This is a genomic window from Alkalitalea saponilacus (assembly GCF_900168165.1).
GTDB lineage: Bacteria > Bacteroidota > Bacteroidia > Bacteroidales > Marinilabiliaceae > Natronoflexus > Natronoflexus saponilacus.
Map to the genome: position 1 here is coordinate 174,675 of NZ_FUYV01000006.1, position 17,346 is coordinate 192,020.

Annotated in this window: 15 protein-coding genes and 1 pseudogene; 1 reads left to right on the plus strand and 15 read right to left on the minus strand. The window is 35.1% G+C overall.

The features are described from left to right. Window positions 1–48: 48 nt before the first annotated feature. Complete coding sequence (locus B5X70_RS07190; RefSeq protein ID WP_079557215.1) at window positions 49–768, plus strand: pirin family protein; 720 nt, start codon at window positions 49–51, stop codon at window positions 766–768. A 130-nt stretch (window positions 769–898) separates the two neighbouring features. Here B5X70_RS07190 and B5X70_RS07195 read toward each other — a convergent pair whose 3' ends face one another. The 15 genes and pseudogenes from B5X70_RS07195 to B5X70_RS18295 form a co-directional block, all read right to left on the minus strand. Beyond that, on the minus strand, window positions 899–1,066 hold the full coding sequence (locus tag B5X70_RS07195) for a M13-type metalloendopeptidase (protein ID WP_079557216.1): 168 nt from the start codon (window positions 1,064–1,066) through the stop codon (window positions 899–901). Window positions 1,067–1,079: 13 nt separating this feature from the next. Then, the gene (locus tag B5X70_RS07200) at window positions 1,080–2,198 is read right to left on the minus strand and encodes a BF3164 family lipoprotein (protein WP_079557217.1); all 1,119 of its coding nucleotides are present in this window, start codon (window positions 2,196–2,198) and stop codon (window positions 1,080–1,082) included. A 61-nt stretch (window positions 2,199–2,259) separates the two neighbouring features. After that, window positions 2,260–2,502 carry a hypothetical protein gene (locus tag B5X70_RS07205; RefSeq protein ID WP_143255040.1) on the minus strand — a complete coding sequence of 81 codons (243 nt, stop codon included), beginning with the start codon at window positions 2,500–2,502 and terminating at the stop codon, window positions 2,260–2,262. Window positions 2,503–2,703: 201 nt separating this feature from the next. Then, a complete protein-coding gene (locus B5X70_RS07210) occupies window positions 2,704–3,759 on the minus strand; it encodes a BF3164 family lipoprotein (protein WP_079557219.1) in 1,056 nt (351 codons plus the stop codon). A gap of 69 nt (window positions 3,760–3,828) precedes the next feature. Further along, window positions 3,829–4,128: a hypothetical protein gene (locus B5X70_RS07215; protein WP_079557220.1), complete on the minus strand. Its 300-nt coding sequence runs from the start codon at window positions 4,126–4,128 to the stop codon at window positions 3,829–3,831. A gap of 315 nt (window positions 4,129–4,443) precedes the next feature. Then, window positions 4,444–4,875: a hypothetical protein gene (locus tag B5X70_RS07220; protein WP_079557221.1), complete on the minus strand. Its 432-nt coding sequence runs from the start codon at window positions 4,873–4,875 to the stop codon at window positions 4,444–4,446. A gap of 524 nt (window positions 4,876–5,399) precedes the next feature. Next, entirely contained in the window at window positions 5,400–7,442 is a 2,043-nt protein-coding gene (locus B5X70_RS07230; RefSeq protein ID WP_079557223.1) for a M13 family metallopeptidase, read from the minus strand. Window positions 7,443–7,650: 208 nt separating this feature from the next. Then, window positions 7,651–10,470, minus strand: a complete 2,820-nt coding sequence (locus B5X70_RS07235) for a hypothetical protein (RefSeq protein ID WP_079557224.1) — start codon at window positions 10,468–10,470, stop codon at window positions 7,651–7,653. Between the two features lie 112 nt (window positions 10,471–10,582). Further along, entirely contained in the window at window positions 10,583–12,007 is a 1,425-nt protein-coding gene (locus B5X70_RS07240) for an O-antigen ligase family protein (protein WP_157666449.1), read from the minus strand. Between the two features lie 292 nt (window positions 12,008–12,299). Further along, entirely contained in the window at window positions 12,300–13,040 is a 741-nt protein-coding gene (locus B5X70_RS07245) for a hypothetical protein (RefSeq protein WP_079557226.1), read from the minus strand. Between the two features lie 169 nt (window positions 13,041–13,209). Beyond that, a pseudogene (locus tag B5X70_RS18290) lies at window positions 13,210–13,799 on the minus strand (IS982 family transposase). Window positions 13,800–13,989: 190 nt separating this feature from the next. Continuing rightward, window positions 13,990–14,700 (minus strand): hypothetical protein, encoded by a 711-nt coding sequence (locus tag B5X70_RS07260; RefSeq protein ID WP_079557229.1) that lies wholly within the window; start codon window positions 14,698–14,700, stop codon window positions 13,990–13,992. Window positions 14,701–14,873: 173 nt separating this feature from the next. Beyond that, the gene (locus tag B5X70_RS07265; protein ID WP_159449995.1) at window positions 14,874–15,662 is read right to left on the minus strand and encodes a hypothetical protein; all 789 of its coding nucleotides are present in this window, start codon (window positions 15,660–15,662) and stop codon (window positions 14,874–14,876) included. Window positions 15,663–16,505: 843 nt separating this feature from the next. Then, a complete protein-coding gene (locus B5X70_RS07270) occupies window positions 16,506–16,991 on the minus strand; it encodes a hypothetical protein (RefSeq protein WP_079557231.1) in 486 nt (161 codons plus the stop codon). Window positions 16,992–17,032: 41 nt separating this feature from the next. After that, window positions 17,033–17,346, minus strand: a 314-nt coding sequence (locus B5X70_RS18295) for a transposase (RefSeq protein ID WP_234995077.1), incomplete at its 5' end; no start/stop codon positions are given.

Here is a 17,346-nt window from a genome sequence, read left to right on the forward strand (position 1 = left end):
GCTTTGAGCTTAAAACTTTAAACCTATAACTTCAAAAAACGAAATGACATGAGTAAAACTGTATTACATAGAGCTGAATCGAGAGGTGATGCCAATCATGGATGGTTGCACAGTAAACATACTTTTAGTTTTGGCGATTATTACAATCCTGAACGTACCCAATTCGGGGTGCTTCGTGTTTTGAACGATGACTATGTGGCTCCGGGTAAAGGATTCGGGACTCATCCACATAATGACATGGAGATTATTTCCATTCCTCTGGAAGGAGATTTGGAACATAAAGACAGCATGGGCAATACTTCGGTTATTCGAAAAGGCGATATACAGGTGATGAGCGCTGGAACAGGTGTAACGCACAGCGAATACAATAAAAACAGCGATCGGCCCGTGAAATTTATGCAGATTTGGATTTTCCCCCGGGAGAAGGGTCTGACTCCTCGTTACGATCAAATTGAATTGGATGACGCAGCCATGGAGAATAATCTGTTGCAGATTCTTTCACCCAATAGTGACGACGCCGGGGTATGGATTCATCAGGATGCCTGGTTTCACATGGGACGACTAAAAAGAGGTTATTCCTCAAGCTATAGATTAAAGAAGCAGGGCAATGGTGTTTACCTGTTTGTCCTGAGTGGTAGTGTTGATGTAGAGGACATAGAACTTCATGAGCGCGATGGACTTGGCGTCTGGGACAGTGATGCGGTATCTATATCTGTTAAATCAGATAGAGCCGAAATTCTTATCATGGAAGTTCCGATGGGGAATTAAATAATCCCAAAGCTATAGAGAATGGCAGGGTTCAATGCATGAAATATTGAGTTATTTGGCAGATGGCTATAAAAAAAACGAGATATGCTTTAAAGCATATCTCGTTTTTTATGGTTTGGTTTCAATTCAATTACCAAATTCTCGCACGGTCATCAGGAGCAATAAACCTATCACCCGAATCATCCAGGTTAAAAGCTTTGTAAAACTCTTCCATGTTATAAACAATGTCGTTTACTCTGGCTTCACCCGGAGAATGGGGACATTCGTTCAGCTGCTGACATATGCGTTGTTTGCGCATGTGGTTTCTCCTTTTACCGTAGATTTACTATTTGAGCCTTTCGGCATTGTTCCAATCTACCATTTTTAATATCTGATAAGTCATACCTATATAATTGTTCATTAGCAGTGATGCCATAAAGGGTTTTGTTTTCTTCATCGATTGTGATTTGCCATAGATTTTCTTTTATGATGAACTTTTTTAATGGATCTCCTGCCCAATTGAAAAGATGAACTTCAACTCCTGTGGTCGTATCTAAAGATCTTGTTTCCTGGGGATATTTGTTAGCATATAGGGCATATATCTTTTGATTGGTGACCAGAAAGTTTATATAATATCGTTTTAGATCGTAAAGTTCTATTCTTTGAAGTTCCCTTTTTATTTCTTTCTCAGCTATCTCCTCATAAGTTGTAATTGTCTTATTGTTAGTTAAGTTGAGGTTTAATATATGAAACCGGCTGAAGTTGGAATTAAAGGCTAATAATTTAGTTCCATCAGGTTTGATCATAGTTCTTAAACCGTAAACTTGGTTATCAATCTTTGGGCTGAAATTATCTTTATACAATTGCCTTTCGAATATTGTTCTGTTTTCTAATAAGTTATAATGTTGTAATGTTAGATTGTTTACATGCTTTTGTATATGAGGAGTTAATACTAATAAAGAGTCATTTACAACAAATTTCATATACCACAAATCCATTTGTAGATTATTGATGCATTTGTCAAATACAGGTCTGTTTTTTTCTATTGATTTGGAAAGATTTATTTTACATAACTTGTTGCTATTTATGTCTTTGATCCACATATAAGTCCCCGTTGAATCCTTTCCCCATTGATAGTCGTAGTTTAAAGTGAGAAATTCGTCTGGTGCTTTTCCTCTTGCTATGAGCGAAGTTATATGCGAAAAATCCTCTTTATCGTACAGATGTAAAAAATCATTACTTCCAGAATAATTAATTCCAATCAGCAAATTATTCATGCAGTGGATATGATTTATTCCAGGTAATTCAATTTTAATGGGTTCAGCCTTTAATGTTATACTTTTGGGAAAGTATTTAATGAAAACACTTGTGGAGTTTGAGAGATCATTTTTGTAATCAGAAGAGCATGAAAACAAAACACATCCAAATATCAATAGTATATTTAATTTCATAAAATATTCAATTTTAAATGATAGGGGTACGGTGATGTTTTGTACCCCCGAAAAATTTTTCTTAGCAATTCCGTTTTCTACCTTCTCCTTTCCATTCCTGCCATTTATTTATGCAAGCATCACCACATTTCCAAATGTAGCCGCTGTAAAGTTCGTCAAAATACCCAGTCGGATAACACTTTTTAGATCCACCACTTCCCTCCATATCAGGTTCTAAATCAACCCTTTCTCTGATAACACTAGCCTCAGCCATTATCGAGATGCTTTCCCAAGAAACATCCTCACTGTTATTTAATTGTAACATATCCATGTTAAACATAATTGCTACTGCAAACAAAACTGCTGCGATTGCAAAATTATCTTTTTCTTCGTTATTATTGAATTAAGAAACTAAAGATTAGCTGTTTAATTTACAGCCTTTAAGAATTTAAACATTTGATAAAACGCATCACTGCCTGGCAGGTACATCTAATTTATAGTAGTACAGGTTTAAATCTTAATCATATTATTCATGGATTTCTACCTTAAAGACAATTAATGGATTTTCGTTTGTGACATCAATCCCTAAAAAAGAAATAGATTGTGCTTCATCTTCATTTGATAAAAGAGCAAAGTCTGATACAAATCTGTTAATTTCGTATCGCCTAATTGGATTCCCATCCCAATCATATTCTTCGATGAAGCAGGATAATTTATAATCATTTAATATCACCTCTTCTGCTGAGCGTCCAATGTAAAGCAAATAAAAGGAATGATCATTTCCTGTTGCTCCCATATAGCACATAACAGATTTTTCCAGATCGATATTATTTCCGCGTTTTATTGGAGATATGGGCATGGGAGCAACCTCTACGGTTTTTATTATCTCTCCTTCTAAATTCATAATATCAAATTTCCTCAAGTAGCGATAAGCATATACAATTTTTTGTTCATGTCTATTTAAAACCAAATTACCTAAATAAAACCAAGGGCTAGGAAATAAATCCCTTAGATGACAAAAATGATTGATTTCAACAGGTGTTTCTCCAATTTCTATCTGCTTTATTGATAGTTTATTTTCGGAAAAGTTATCATAAAAAAAATGATTGCCATCCATAGTGGAAATCCTTTGGGGAATTTCTAATCTTTCAGCATTACCATGCTTTATGATTTTTCTATTCTCCGTCAAGTCAAAATCCGGTATACTATAGGTCTCAATCCTATTCATAGTGAAATCAGCAACTTGAAAATTTTCATTGGTGACACTCATCAAATGAGTCCAAACTCCATACTCTTCGGGACCACGACCTCTGACGCCCCAAGATCTAATTATCTCAGATGTATTTAAATTTAAAACCATGAAAATACTATCATCTCTGGAGTTATTAATAATAATCAATGTATCTTGAACTATAAACTGACGAATATTTAACATCTCATTCGTCTCTATTCTGTTCTCCTGAACCTTTGTTTGTAACTTAAAGTCCAGCTCGTGCAATGAGTGGGGGGCATTTTTTGTATTTATGCAACTGTTTGAGTAAAATGCAACAAACACAATCACTAATCCTACGAATTTTTTCATTATTTTGGGATTGAAAGCCGGTATATTGGTGCAATTGAAATGATCCCATATACCGGCTAAAATTATACATTATGGGCAGTCTGTTGTTACTTTTTCTCTTGGTGTACAACCACAATCCACCCCATCTACAAAGGAAAGATGAAAGTTCCAGTTCCTATATCCCCACGAGCTGCAATTGCTACCCCCACCACCACCTCCATCAGGTTCTACATCAACCCGTTGCCTTATATTCGCATAAGCTTCCATCATTACTGAAACATCATATGCCATGTCGTCACTTTCCCTATTGTCCATTGCGACATCAAGACTAATAATTGTTGTCACGGCGAAAAACCCTGCTGCTATTGCAAAAAATATCTTTTTTCTCATTATTATTGATTTAATAAATTAAAGATTTGCTGTATAATTTACAGCCTTTAAGAATTTAAAAATTTGATAAAACGCATCACTGCCTGGCAGGTGCATCTTCCGAAATCACGTTTAACTTAAGTTCACGTGTGTTCTAAATTCATTATCTTTACGTGATGATGAACTCCTTTCTTCTTAAGTTTGGAGGGAGTTGGAAGTGGAAGCGAGTGCTTGGTTGGCGTTTAGCTTCCTCTTCTTTTTCTCAATTGGTAACATGGAGAGCACGGTGGAGGCACGGAGATACACTGAGTTTTGTTTTTTTTCTGCTGCTCTGTGTCACCTTGTTTTGTTACACGGATATTCACTGAGTTTTTCTATAAATACTTCTGAGGATCTCTGTGTTTTCTCCGTGAAACTCTGTGTAACTAATTTCTTTATTTCATATACTATCTCTCTAGTCGCCGGGGTCTTAATTATAACCGGACAATTTGGAATTTCTTCGAGAATTTGTTTGGCTTTATGTTGCTGGCCACTGTCGGTGTTGAATTTGGCAAGTATGTATGTTGGTGATAAAAGTGTTCTCAGTTTATGATTTAAGGCATGCGGCAATAATTCTCTTTCAAAAGGACAGTTTATTACGGGAATATTTTTCTTCGAATCAGTAAGGGTTTTAATGCAACCCGAAATTGCCATATTTGAAGCAGTAAGCATGGCAGCAAGAAGTAGTAGTTGGAATATGGTTTGGGTATGTTTAAGGTTTTCTTCCATTTGGGATCTGGATAGGTTTTTTCTTCAGAATGTAAGTTTATATCACAAATATATAAGATTATGTTTTATTGTCAAATCTTTTGGGGGGGGGGTAATTAATATTAAAAAAATATAATAAAAGTTAACAATATGGATTTCCCTGATAGTTTCTTTATTTGTATATTGTTGAGAATGTTCAAAGTTTAGGGTTTGAAGTTTTTGGATATTAAAGTCGCCGATAATTTTCAATAGATTGATGACGAGTGGATTATGGTGTTTGTTTTTTTTAGTTTTTCTTGAGAGAAGATTAATGTGATTTATCCCTATAAAGAGGTATTTAAGGCGGGATGAAAACATAAAAAACGAGCTGCACTTCATTGAAGAGCAGCTCGCTTTTATTCAATATCTTTGATAATATAGTTTTATTTGTCTTAATATCAGTTATGTAAGTACTGTTGCTGTCTCTGTAATTAGCTTGTAATTAATATTTTACATGTGTCTGATATCTAAAGCTCTAAACATCTAAAACTCTTGGATCAATTCAATTACCAAATATTCGCACGGTCATCAGGAGCAATAAATCTTTCACCCGAATCATCCAGATTAAATGCTTTGTAGAATTCTTCCATGTTATAAACAATACCGTTTACTCTGGCTTCACCCGGAGAATGGGGGCCTTCGTTCAGCTGTTGGCGCAAGCGTTGTTCGCGCATGTGGTTTCTCCAAACTTGTGCGTAGCTTAAAAAGAAGCGTTGCTCGGGGGTAAATCCGTCAATCTCTTCGGGTCGGCCATCTTCTTCAAGTTTGTTTTGTAGTGCCTGGTAGGCTATGCTTAATCCACCCAGGTCGGCAATATTTTCTCCGAGACTCAGTTTTCCGTTAATGGTAAGCGAATCCAACATGACATAGTTGTTATACTGATTCACCAAAACCTGAGAGAGTTCATCAAATCTTCTGCTGTCTTCCTCTGTCCACCAGTCACGAAGATTACCATCTTTGGCAAACTGGCGCCCCTGGTCATCGAAACCATGAGTCATTTCATGACCGATTACCATTCCAATCGCACCATAGTTCATGGCATCATCTGCATGTAGATAGAAAAATGGAGGTTGCAATATGGCAGCCGGGAAAACAATCTCATTCATGGTGGCGCTGTAATAGGCATTTACAGTTTGCGGACTCATAAACCATTTGTCACGGTCAACTTGTTGGCCAATTTCATCGAGATTGCGTTTAATATTGAATGCTCTTGCCGCTAAAACATTAAGAATGTATGGCTGGTCCTTTATTTCCAGATCAGAGTAATCTATCCATTTGTCCGGGTAGCCGATTTTAACGTTCATGGCTGCCAATTTTCCATATGCTTCTTCTTTGGTTTCAGCGCTCATCCAATCCAGATTACCAATGCGTTGGTGAAATGCTGTTCTTAAGTGTTCAACCAGGTCAATCATTCGTTCTTTTGCTTCAGGCGGGAAGTATAAGGCCACATATTCTTGTCCAACTGCTTCACTTAAGCTGCCATTTAATACTCCGAGCACTCGCTTCCAACGTTCACGTTGTACTTCGCTTCCGGTCATTACGGTACCATAAAAAGCAAAGTTTGCTTTATCAAAGTCGCTGCTTAAGAAGGAGGCAGAACTATTCAAAACGTTCCATTTGAGATAGGTTTTCCATTTTTCAAGCTCAACAGAGTTCATTAAATCAGAAACAGCTTTGAAAAATTCCGGTTGTGCAACATTAAGGTCTTCAATAGACACATTTCTGCTGTTGAAATAGCTTGCCCAGTTAAAGTTTGGCGACTTGTCGCTGAGTTCGTCCAGCGTCATAATGTGGTATGTGGCGTAGGGATTTCTTAGCGTCAGCCTATCCATTGAAACTTCCGCAAGCGAAGTTTCAATTTGCATGATGGCTTCTACCGCTTTTTTTGCTTCTGTATCTTCGTATCCCGCAAGGGAAAACATGTGAGCAATAAAATTCTTATATCCTTCACGAATTTCCTTAGAACGAGCATCATCTTTCAAATAGTAATCTCTGTCTGACATGCCCAAACCACCCTGGCCAACAGATGCAATCATCCAGTCGGTGTTTTTTCTGTCCTGTGATGCGCCCATTCCGAACAGGGGGCGGATTCCTGTTTGATGTAACTCTGCAATAACCGTTTGCAGTTTCTCTTTTGAGTCAATGGCTTCAATTCTATCGAGTATAGGCTGAAGTGGAGTAATTCCCTGCTCCTCAATAGAAGCAGTGTCCATGGCGCTGTTATAAAAATCACGGATTTTTTGTCTGTTGCTGCCATGTGCCGCACTTTTATCTGAACGGATGGCCATTAACAGATCATACAATTTCTGTTCGTTCTCCTCGTTAAGTTGTTCAAATGCTCCGTACCGGCTGTAATCATCCGGCAATGGGTTGTTTTCTAACCATCCATTATTCACGAAGCGATAAAAGTCATCGCCGGGATTAATTGTCATATCCATATTGGCCGGATCCAGAGCCGGCTTTTGTGGTGCATTTGAGCAAGAGGAAATAAATGCTGAGAGCATAATCAGAATGATAAGTTTTGCTGTAATTAATGGTTTGAAATTCATGCTAATGAGGTTTGTTTAAATTGATGTTTTAACTTCATGATATAGAAACCGATAAAAGTAGTTTTTTGTTCGTGTTGTAAACACGACAAAAGTCATCTTTTGATATGGATGCCCCTTTAGTTTAGTCATAAAGCCCTTTGAAAAATCTTCTCATTTTATGCTTTTTACTCTTCTGTCTAAATACAAATTTTAGACACATAAATTAAATCTACCACCATGTTTGATGATTATTAGTGTCTAAAGTAAATATGCGCTCCTCCCATCCTTTGGTATGGTTTCTCAACCAGTATAAACTTCCCATCGGGACACTTTCATAAACCAGTTCATTTGAGTCGGCTATTCGGCGTCCCATACTTGCCCATTCTCTATTGAACCAATAGAAAAGCTCATATTCATCTCCAACCTCTACCATATTGCCATCATTGCGTGTTGCAAACCGAATTTTGCTAACAGATTTTGCCTCAGAAAGTTCTAAACCTACCCATCCGCCTGAGGGTTCCGGGGCATCAAAATAAGTCAACACGTCTCCATCAAAAGCCATGTGTTTAGTTCTACCGGAATTATTAAGACTTCCATCTGTTCCAATTATTTCTCCTTCGATCGGTTCCCCATTTCCATCGTAAAAAACAATTGCATTAATATTGCAATGTCCTCCATCGGGACCAATATATCTTAAGTATTTAAATGTTGATGATGGCTCATTATCAATTGTATGAAAAATTGGCTCAGTCATATCCTGTGTAATTATGCCAATGGTGTTTGCATCAGAAAAGTCGGGTATATTAGCGCCCTGGAATTGTCCTCCCACAATTAATTGGTGGTAACTCTCATCCACAAGTCTGTTAGGAAATTTTCGTCTGAGTATCATATCCTGAACTTCATCTTTTGATGTTTGAATATGGTTTATCATTCCAAGTGAATCAAAATAAAATGGCTCATGAAATGCTTCAAAGCGGCCGTTTACAAAAAATGCAGGCAAATACATGCCTCTTGGCTCAAGATCTTTGAACTTTACTTTATTATTCCTTGTTCTTTCTCCCCAGGTGGTAACAACCCAGCCCCTGTTGTTAAAAACCATCAGATAGCCGAACTTATTCCCATCCTGAACATCATAATGGATATCCACTTCAACATCAACAACATCACAATATTCAGCAGTAACATCTTTAAAATAGGGATTTCGAAATTGATCCGGAATCCGTTCTTCTCCATTGTTAATAACGAACAGACTGTTTCTGTTGATGGAATATGTTTCTCTGTAAACTTTTCCTTTGGCAAACGCATCTACCCAAGTTCCGGCACCAACAGGATTGTGACAATTGTTCTGCACGGTATTCCCATCCAGATCAAAAATAACACTCCAGCTATGTCCTGCATCTCTCTCAGGATAATTAAAAACAAAATCGGTTGCACATGCTACGCCCATTGACCTTAACACCATCGTCTGGAAAGCAGTTTGTTCAACACACGATCCGTAAGTGTAATCTAATATCTTAATTGGACTAACTGGACCAAAACCAGCATATGAGCCCGACCAATGAAACCGATTGGTTATTTCACTTATCTTCTGTGCTGCCCTTACACTAATATCGATGGTTTTATCGCCACTTCCGGCAACCTTTTCTATATGCCAGATATAATCATCCCGCATCATTTCAGCCGGTAATTGAATCAAGATACTGTCCGTTTCTGAAAATGCCAATACTCTGCCTGTTTCCTTATTCCTGATTTGATAACCACCATTCTCCATAGGAATAAAAGCCCATTGCTGGTTTTGGAAGCCATGATCATTGTATGTGATTAACCATTCGCTCTCTCCAAATGGGAATGCATCTATCGCTTTTGTAACTCCGGAAGCTTCAAACAACAATTGATATAAATTATCATCTTTTGCAACAATTCGGATTGGCCATTCTTTTGATGGATTTGGGGCGATATTAATACTGTTCTCATTAATAAGAGAATCAGCAGCAATGGTTAATCTTCCAAAAGAATTGCTGAAAAAATATTTTCCTTCTGAAATGACTGACTCAGGAAATTTCATATATATGTAATCCGGAATGGTTACATAATCAAGCAAAATATCTTTGTCAAGAGAAATCATCTTTAGGGTATGCGTACCGGAATCCAACTGTGCGGTAAACTCAACAGGAGGAACTTCATTTTCCACTCGTTGCCAACTTCCTGTTGAAGGAAAGACAAAATCACCAATGAAAATGCTATCGATCATTATGCGGATATTTGCAGCGGTGGTATGTCCATTGACATAATATAATTTAAACAATTGTGAACCATCCGTGCGGACATCGAAGTCCATATTAAACATTAATAAATCATCATTGGATATTCTTCTGGTGTAGTTTTCTGATGCACCTTCTACCTTTACTTTCAGTGATTCTATTAAACAATGCATTTCTGCTTCAAAATGAGAATCAGCTCCTATGAAAGCTGAGTAATCCAATAGCTCACCATACTTATTATAGGCATAGCTTCTCCAGCAAACTGTATCAGAATGTCCTATTTTATATGGAAGAATGTATTCGCAGAATACTTCAAACGGATACAATCGGCTCCATTCATGTCGGTTGTATGTTTCAAAAGCTAACTCAATCTGATTTATTAAAAAGCTTGAAGTCACGCGTTTCAAATCAAATTCTGCATCTGTATGAGCATTTCGCTTTCGGGCAATAGAATCAGATAAAAAGACATGGTTTCTTTGCCCTCTATAGACTCCATACACATACTCATAACTCATATTTAGGCTATCCACCCCGGGTCCGAATAAAGAATATTTATAGACCATGTTTGAAATAAGAAATTCGGCAGCTTTAAGCTTTTGAGGATTCGGATTCTCTTTATGGTAATAATTTAAAACTTTTTCTAGTTCAGCCCTGTTGTCTCCGGCCATTTTCAGAGCCTTATTTGTTTCGGAAGACCAAGGGCTACAGGCGGCTAATGACAATAAAAACAAGAACAAAAATAAAATAGCTCTTCCACTAACGTTTAGGATTAAAATAGGGTTTTTCATGTGTCTATAATGTGTTTTACAATGGCCACATGGAACTCGTTCCGAAGCCTCGGGACTCGTTTCATTTGGGTTGGTTTTTAGAATTATTTATAAATGGGTTAAACATTATGATTTATGGTTTTATAGACTTTCCTTTATTTTCATTAATATATGTTTCAGCCTTAAATTGAATATAGGATACAGTAGAAGATTTTATTTTTACGCTTTTTTCGTTTATTTTGAAAGCCAATCTTAACGCATCTGTTTCATTATTTTTTTCTTTATAAATTTCGAACTGTTTATAAAGAGGTATAAATCTACATGGTATCATAAATGATGCGTGTTCATACATTTCGATTGATTTTTGATAATCCCCAGTCTGATAACAGTTTTCTGCTAATAATATTTGTAAATCATAATCATTAAACATTCTCTTACACTCCTCCAAGATCTCTATGCTTCGATCAAATTCTTCTGCAACATGAAGTTCGGCTCCAAAATTATACAAGAAAAGAGGGTTCTTTTTTAGCATGGTGCTATATAAACGTTCATATTCAGGCAGCATTTCCAGAGTATTGCCCTGTAACGAATTAATTGCAATTGTTTTCCATTTCATTTCTAAACGTAACTGTTGATAGACATATAACAGGGTAAAAAGACATCCGATAAAGAAGACACTTCTGGAAAGAATTGAAATTGGAGTATTTCTTATTTTGAATTCTTTACTTGGTATCAAGAAAGAAATATAGAACCCTATTAATAACCAAACAGGAATATAATGTAACGGATAAGAAAAGAATGCAAAAACTATAAAAGTCAATAAACCACTCAAAACAAGTCTTTTATTTCTACCCCCTAATTTTACTGTTTTCCAAATGAAGAAAAATAGAAACGAAAAAACAATAATTAAACCGACCAATCCGTATTCAACTGCAACTTTAAGAAACTCATTGAATGGATGTTTGACATTATCAGCTAGTAGTTCAAATTTTGAATTTGGGTTATTTCTAAAATACTCAGCTTGATAATCCATGTATATTGCCTGAAACGTACCATAGCCATGGCCAAAAACAGGCTTGTCCTTTATCATTTCTGATGAGACTTTCCAAATCAAAAGGCGGCCATTTGCTGAATCCTTTTTTTGATGATAAAGAGTAAAGAATCCTATCGCAAGGCATATCAGAATCAAGCCTGATAATAGCTTGTGATAGTGGAGTTTTCTGAATTTACTCAACACAATATTATTAAATGCTACGAAAATGCCAGAAGAGATTACTATTGCTATAATACCCGTACGTGAACCGGATAAGATTACGGCAACTGAAATTATCGCTAAAATAGTACTCGCTAAATTTTTTTCAATCCCTTTGGCCTTTGAAAATAAATATAACCCAATTGGAAAGCCAAGTGACAACACGGCTGCAAACCCTGCAGGATTATCAAAACTGCCAGTAATTGGAAAACTTATATGATTGGACGGTAGCCAGCCTAATAGCTGAACGAGGCCATAACATGCCTGTAGAAAACAGATGAGACTTACCCCCCAAAATATTCCCATGCTTTTGATACTACCAAAATTTATGGATTTCCGAGAGACAGCAACGGATCCGGTCAAAAATAACAAACAAATAGTGACAAAATAAAACTTTGGTGAATTTGTTTCATTTATAAATTTCTCGGAGGTGAGAAATACACTTCCGAGAAAAATGACACTAAACACAATCAAACCTTTTAGTTGCATCCTTTGATATAAACAATGAAATTAATACTATTTTCAATTGAAGAGGAAAAGAAGGCTCCGTTACTTTATGCAAATCGGAAGGACGATAAGGATTTTTATTTCAATGAAATTAAAAATCCACCCCTGCATTTAAGCAAAGAAGCTTCCAGAAAATAACAGACAAAATTCTTCTAATTTCGGGTCTTTCTATTTCTTCTCTTGCATTATTTATAATAAAGGCTGACAAAGGATAAAAATATACACCACCTGCGTGACCGATATAATCAACCATATATTCAGTTGTTTTTGAATCAATCTGCTTTAGATCTTGAACAAAACTTATACCTTCAAATAGTTGTATACCTGACAATATATGCTGTACACCATCATTGTTAATTATAATAATGTGTGGGAATGGGGTATTGCCTATATAAGCTTCACTATAATTATCTGGAAAAATGCTAGCTACTAATTCTTTATTAGATGACAGTGAATCCTGCGAAACAATTGAAATCCTCTGCTTTGTTATCACTTCGGGGTAGAAATAATAATAATGCTGCATATCTCGAATCTTCAGTAGCATATTAACTTCTTCTAACCTTTCAATATCTTGTTTCAAATCTACCGCAATATGAGCTAACAAATGGATATCTTCCTTCTGATATGCAGTGAACAAATCGTTTAGAAACAAGTTGAATAATTGAGGCTCATTATCAAGGGCATAAGTTTTTCTTAATACATCAACAAAATACTGATGCTGCTTTTTTGATAATTCGCTTGCCGTTTTGTTTTTTATTACCAAGCACTCCGTTTGAGTTTTACAAGAGCTTAATATCAAAAATAAGAACGTGGATACAATAATTGGTTTCATATTTGATTTTTATAAAAATTTATGTTTGGATACAAATTCAAGTCATCAAGGAAATATTACTAAAAATATTAGCAGCTATTTAGTAACACTAAAAAGATACCTTTGATCTATCCGAAATAGTGCCTACTTAAAATAACGTGAGTTCGATGTAAGCGACTTTTGCAATTGCTTACCTATCAACAATTTCTATGTTTAGCGATATTTTTTTTGGTAAAAAACTATAGGCAACAAGTGCTGAAACCCTAATAGCTAGAAAATTATTAAAGCTCCGATGCCGAGAATGTTCTATCTGACAAATATTCTTTAATTGGTCATTTACTGTTTCTATTAGTGCCCTTTTCCTTAAATGCATCTTGTCTTTAATATGCATTAAGCTGTTTTTCATGTTTTTATAAGGTTTGGTAATCAAGTGTATTCCATCAATAAACATTTCTTCAAAGAGTGTTTGGTTAATTTACCCCTTGTCTCAGAACACTTACCAAAGAGTTTTTTATGAAAGTTCTTATCTTTCAATGGCTGTCGGTCATCTGTATTTCCAGGAGTGAATAAGAAATCAATTATTTCTCCTTTATCATTTATAACGAGGTGTAGCTTAAACCCATAGAACCAGCCAATCGAGCACTGTCCTTTCGTAGCTATATCTTTAAACACTTTATATTGCTTTTCTCTTTTAATATGACAAACTTTTAAAGGGGTAGAGTCAATAAAAGAAATGCCTGTACAATTACCTAAACAACAGGTTTTTAAAAATATACACATAGAAAGAAATGCTTTTTGCTGTAGTTCTATAAACCGATTATAAGATACAGTATCTGGAAATTCAGATTTCAAATAAATTTGTACCTTTATCAAAAAAAGTTAAGAAACCATAGTAATCAATAATGATTAGTGTGCATGCGAAATTCTAATAGACCAGAATACAAAAAGGGTTAACGCATTTTTGTAGTATCTAATCCCCAAAAATTGCATTCATTTTAAGTTCAATAACATCTTCAATATAATTCCCCCAAACTGCTATAGCCTTATTATTTATGAAAATATAATATTTAGACGGATACCGTTCCTGTAAAGTTGCATTATCTAGATCTGTTATGTCAAATGATATTTCTTTAGTGAAATCAATCTTTACTGGTTTTAAGCTAGTGTGTATATTATTAGGATGGGTATAATCTAAAGAGGCGTAATGACTAGCCCATTTATTGTTTTTGTCCAGATAAATATCCACAAACTGATTATTCACTAGGCTGAAACAACCATTTTTACTTGTTTTTAGAAATAGTAAAGCATGCTCATATTTAAATAACTCAGGTACATATGTTATAAATTCAACTGTGTCTATGTGTTTGTGTTCTGTAAACATTTTTATCACTTTGTAACGAGCTAAATATTGCTGCTTTGAGAGACCGATAACAATTAAAGTATCATCCGGGAAAAACAATTGCTTTAACCTATGAAAATCAGCTTCATTATTAACGTTGTTAAGAGGCGCGAATATATCTAGGATATCGGGTTCTGTAATAGTGTCTTCTGTTATGCAAACAGGCATTTTGACATGCGAAATTTTTTCACCCAAAAGGATAAGTATCTCTTCTTTCTCTTGTGCGGTTATATTAAAAAATGAAAGAAAAATAAATATAATATAGAGTAGATTTTTGTCCATGATGGGGTTATGAATTTATTTAACGAAAATAGTACAAGAGGTTGTAATAGTTAGAAAAATGTTTGTTAGGACATATCGATCACTTTAACTAAAATCAAGCTCCTTATACAGCTATGTTTTTAATAAAAGGAGCTTGATTTAATAAGCATAAACAAGAAATGAAATATTATAACTTAAAATCCTCCATAGCCGTGAATTCCATTTGGTGTAACTATTATTAAGCTATCTACTCCATAACTTTTCATGAATTGCATAGTAATTGAATCTGTTGGAGAAGGATATTTGTTTTGATCATGAAAATGATATGTTATGGTCCCAGAAGGCATACCGTTTTTAGAAACGGGCATAACCATTGTTGTATCGGTCGCATTCTTGTCAATAATTAATATTGCTCTGCCATTGGGGAAGAGATACCCTCCTGATTCAACGTTGTTATTAGCTTGAGAGTAGTTTCTACAGGCATTAAATGCATCTTCAAAATTACTAAACCATTCATAAAGGAAGTTTCCATTGCTGCTAGTATTTTCAACTTGGCCGCTTTTTAATCTAACATTAAAGGATGTATTAATATTAAAGCTTTTTATCAATCTATCGGAGTTCATAACAGCCTTATCCACCATTATGTTTTTGTCAATAATATTCATTTTTGCATATTCAGGATGAATGCTCACGAATTTGCTTCTTGCTTCAAAAATCTTATAAAATATTTCTGCATTTATTGATTTACTGGTTTTGTAGATATTTTCTCCATTTATTTGTCCAATCACATGCTTATTATGTGAATCATTCTGGATTTCCTCTACAAAATCAGCTAGTGCATTCAGATAATCCACAAAATCCTCAGATTGAGAAAGAATCTCAGTTTGAGTAGTATATTCATCTTTCTCACAGCCCATAAAAATTATACAGCTGATAATTATAATGCCTATAAATACTAAACTAGTCGGTTTTTTATTTATCATAGCTTCTGGGATATTATTAAAAAGGACTATCGCCTTCTTGTTATTAAACATTAAAACTTAAACTCTATATACCTCTCTGTCTTGCAGGTGCATTTTTTGCATCCGAAAAAACGGCTACTATATTTTGTTTTAAATCTATATCTTTGTCATATTACCTCCTTTCTTTTTTAGGTTTGGAGAGAGTCGGAAGGGGAAGCGATTGCTTGGATGGCGTTTTGCTTCCTCTTCTTTCTCCAAAAAGTTATGTTTAAAGTTTAATCTTTACCCTAAAGTAAGTTTGGACATTAAAAACTTAATAATCTTTTTTTAATCTCTTCTTCGGCGTTTCGATCATGATTTTGGCGGTTTTCAATATATAGATTGTATGGTAAATATTTTGGTTGTGATGTAAAGAGTGGAATGGTCAGATAAAAGTTCATATACTTGTGGATACCGCAAAAGGAAGCACAAACAGATCAAAGACTAGCAAATTGAGATATTTGATTGAGATAAGCATGTAAGCCAGAATTGGCAAGAAATAATAAATAGGATTCTCGAATCCAAAGTGTTTTATCGTGGGAGATCCCTTAAATAAATTACAAGTGAAAAGATAAACACTTGAAACAACTATGAGAAGAAATGTAATACCTCGGGTAAGGGTGTACATAATTTCAATTTTTTGAGTTGGTGGTTAATGTTTGCTTTTATTATTTTAATTGTAAATTAAAATAAATTTTACTATAAAAACAATATATGGGGGGGGGATTTATAATGATTCTAAATAATGGCATGGCGAAGAATTGCTTTGGTTGGAAATTTATTTGCTAAAGTAATCAGTTTGTCGAAGACATTGCATCAACTCGTTTACTTATGGAATGACGCATGGAGCAGTACAGTCCTGTAGCTTGGCATATCTTGCCGATGGATAGCTTGACTGCAAGTCAGCATGTATGTATTTGCTTCTATCATCCTGCTTTTTTCAATTGGTTCTGATATTAAGAATATACACACAACAGCAAGAAGTCTGTTCTTAATCAGGTTAAAATCAATACTCTCATTCTCTGCTAAAAATATTATCATACTTGTCGATAAAACATAACCCGTACTCATTATAACTTCATGCAAATCCTGAAATAATGGGTCAGTTTCTTCTAACTTTCGAATGTAGTCTACATATTTCCCATTAATGTTTATTAATAGTTCCGTCCTGCTTGTTTCTTTACTATGAATTTTATTGTTGTTTGGGTACTTCACATACCAAAACTCATTGAAAGTACTTTCGTTAATGCCTTCTAAAAACATAAACTTTTCTTCACTATTAATTGGAACGATATAATTTCCTTCAAACATTCCTGTTTTAAGTTTGAGTCCACTCCGACAACCTCATTTTCTTAATTGACGGAGAATTGGATATTTTCAGAAATGAACAGCCTGGCAGGTAATATTGCCGATAAAAATGTTTTGATTGCAAAATAAAGTTCAGATCCACCTGTCATATAGGCAAAAGTCTTTGATTTGATCGCTTTTTGGGCAATAGACGTAGTTCTTTGACATAATTGTTTTGTGTATTTGAGTATCCGGACAAAATTCACCCACAAACAACGGATGTTGGCCCACATTTGGTGCTTTATTACACCACGATACCTGCTTTTTGCGTTAGAGTAATGGTAGCCTAACTGAAAAATGGTAGCTTCAACATTGTTGC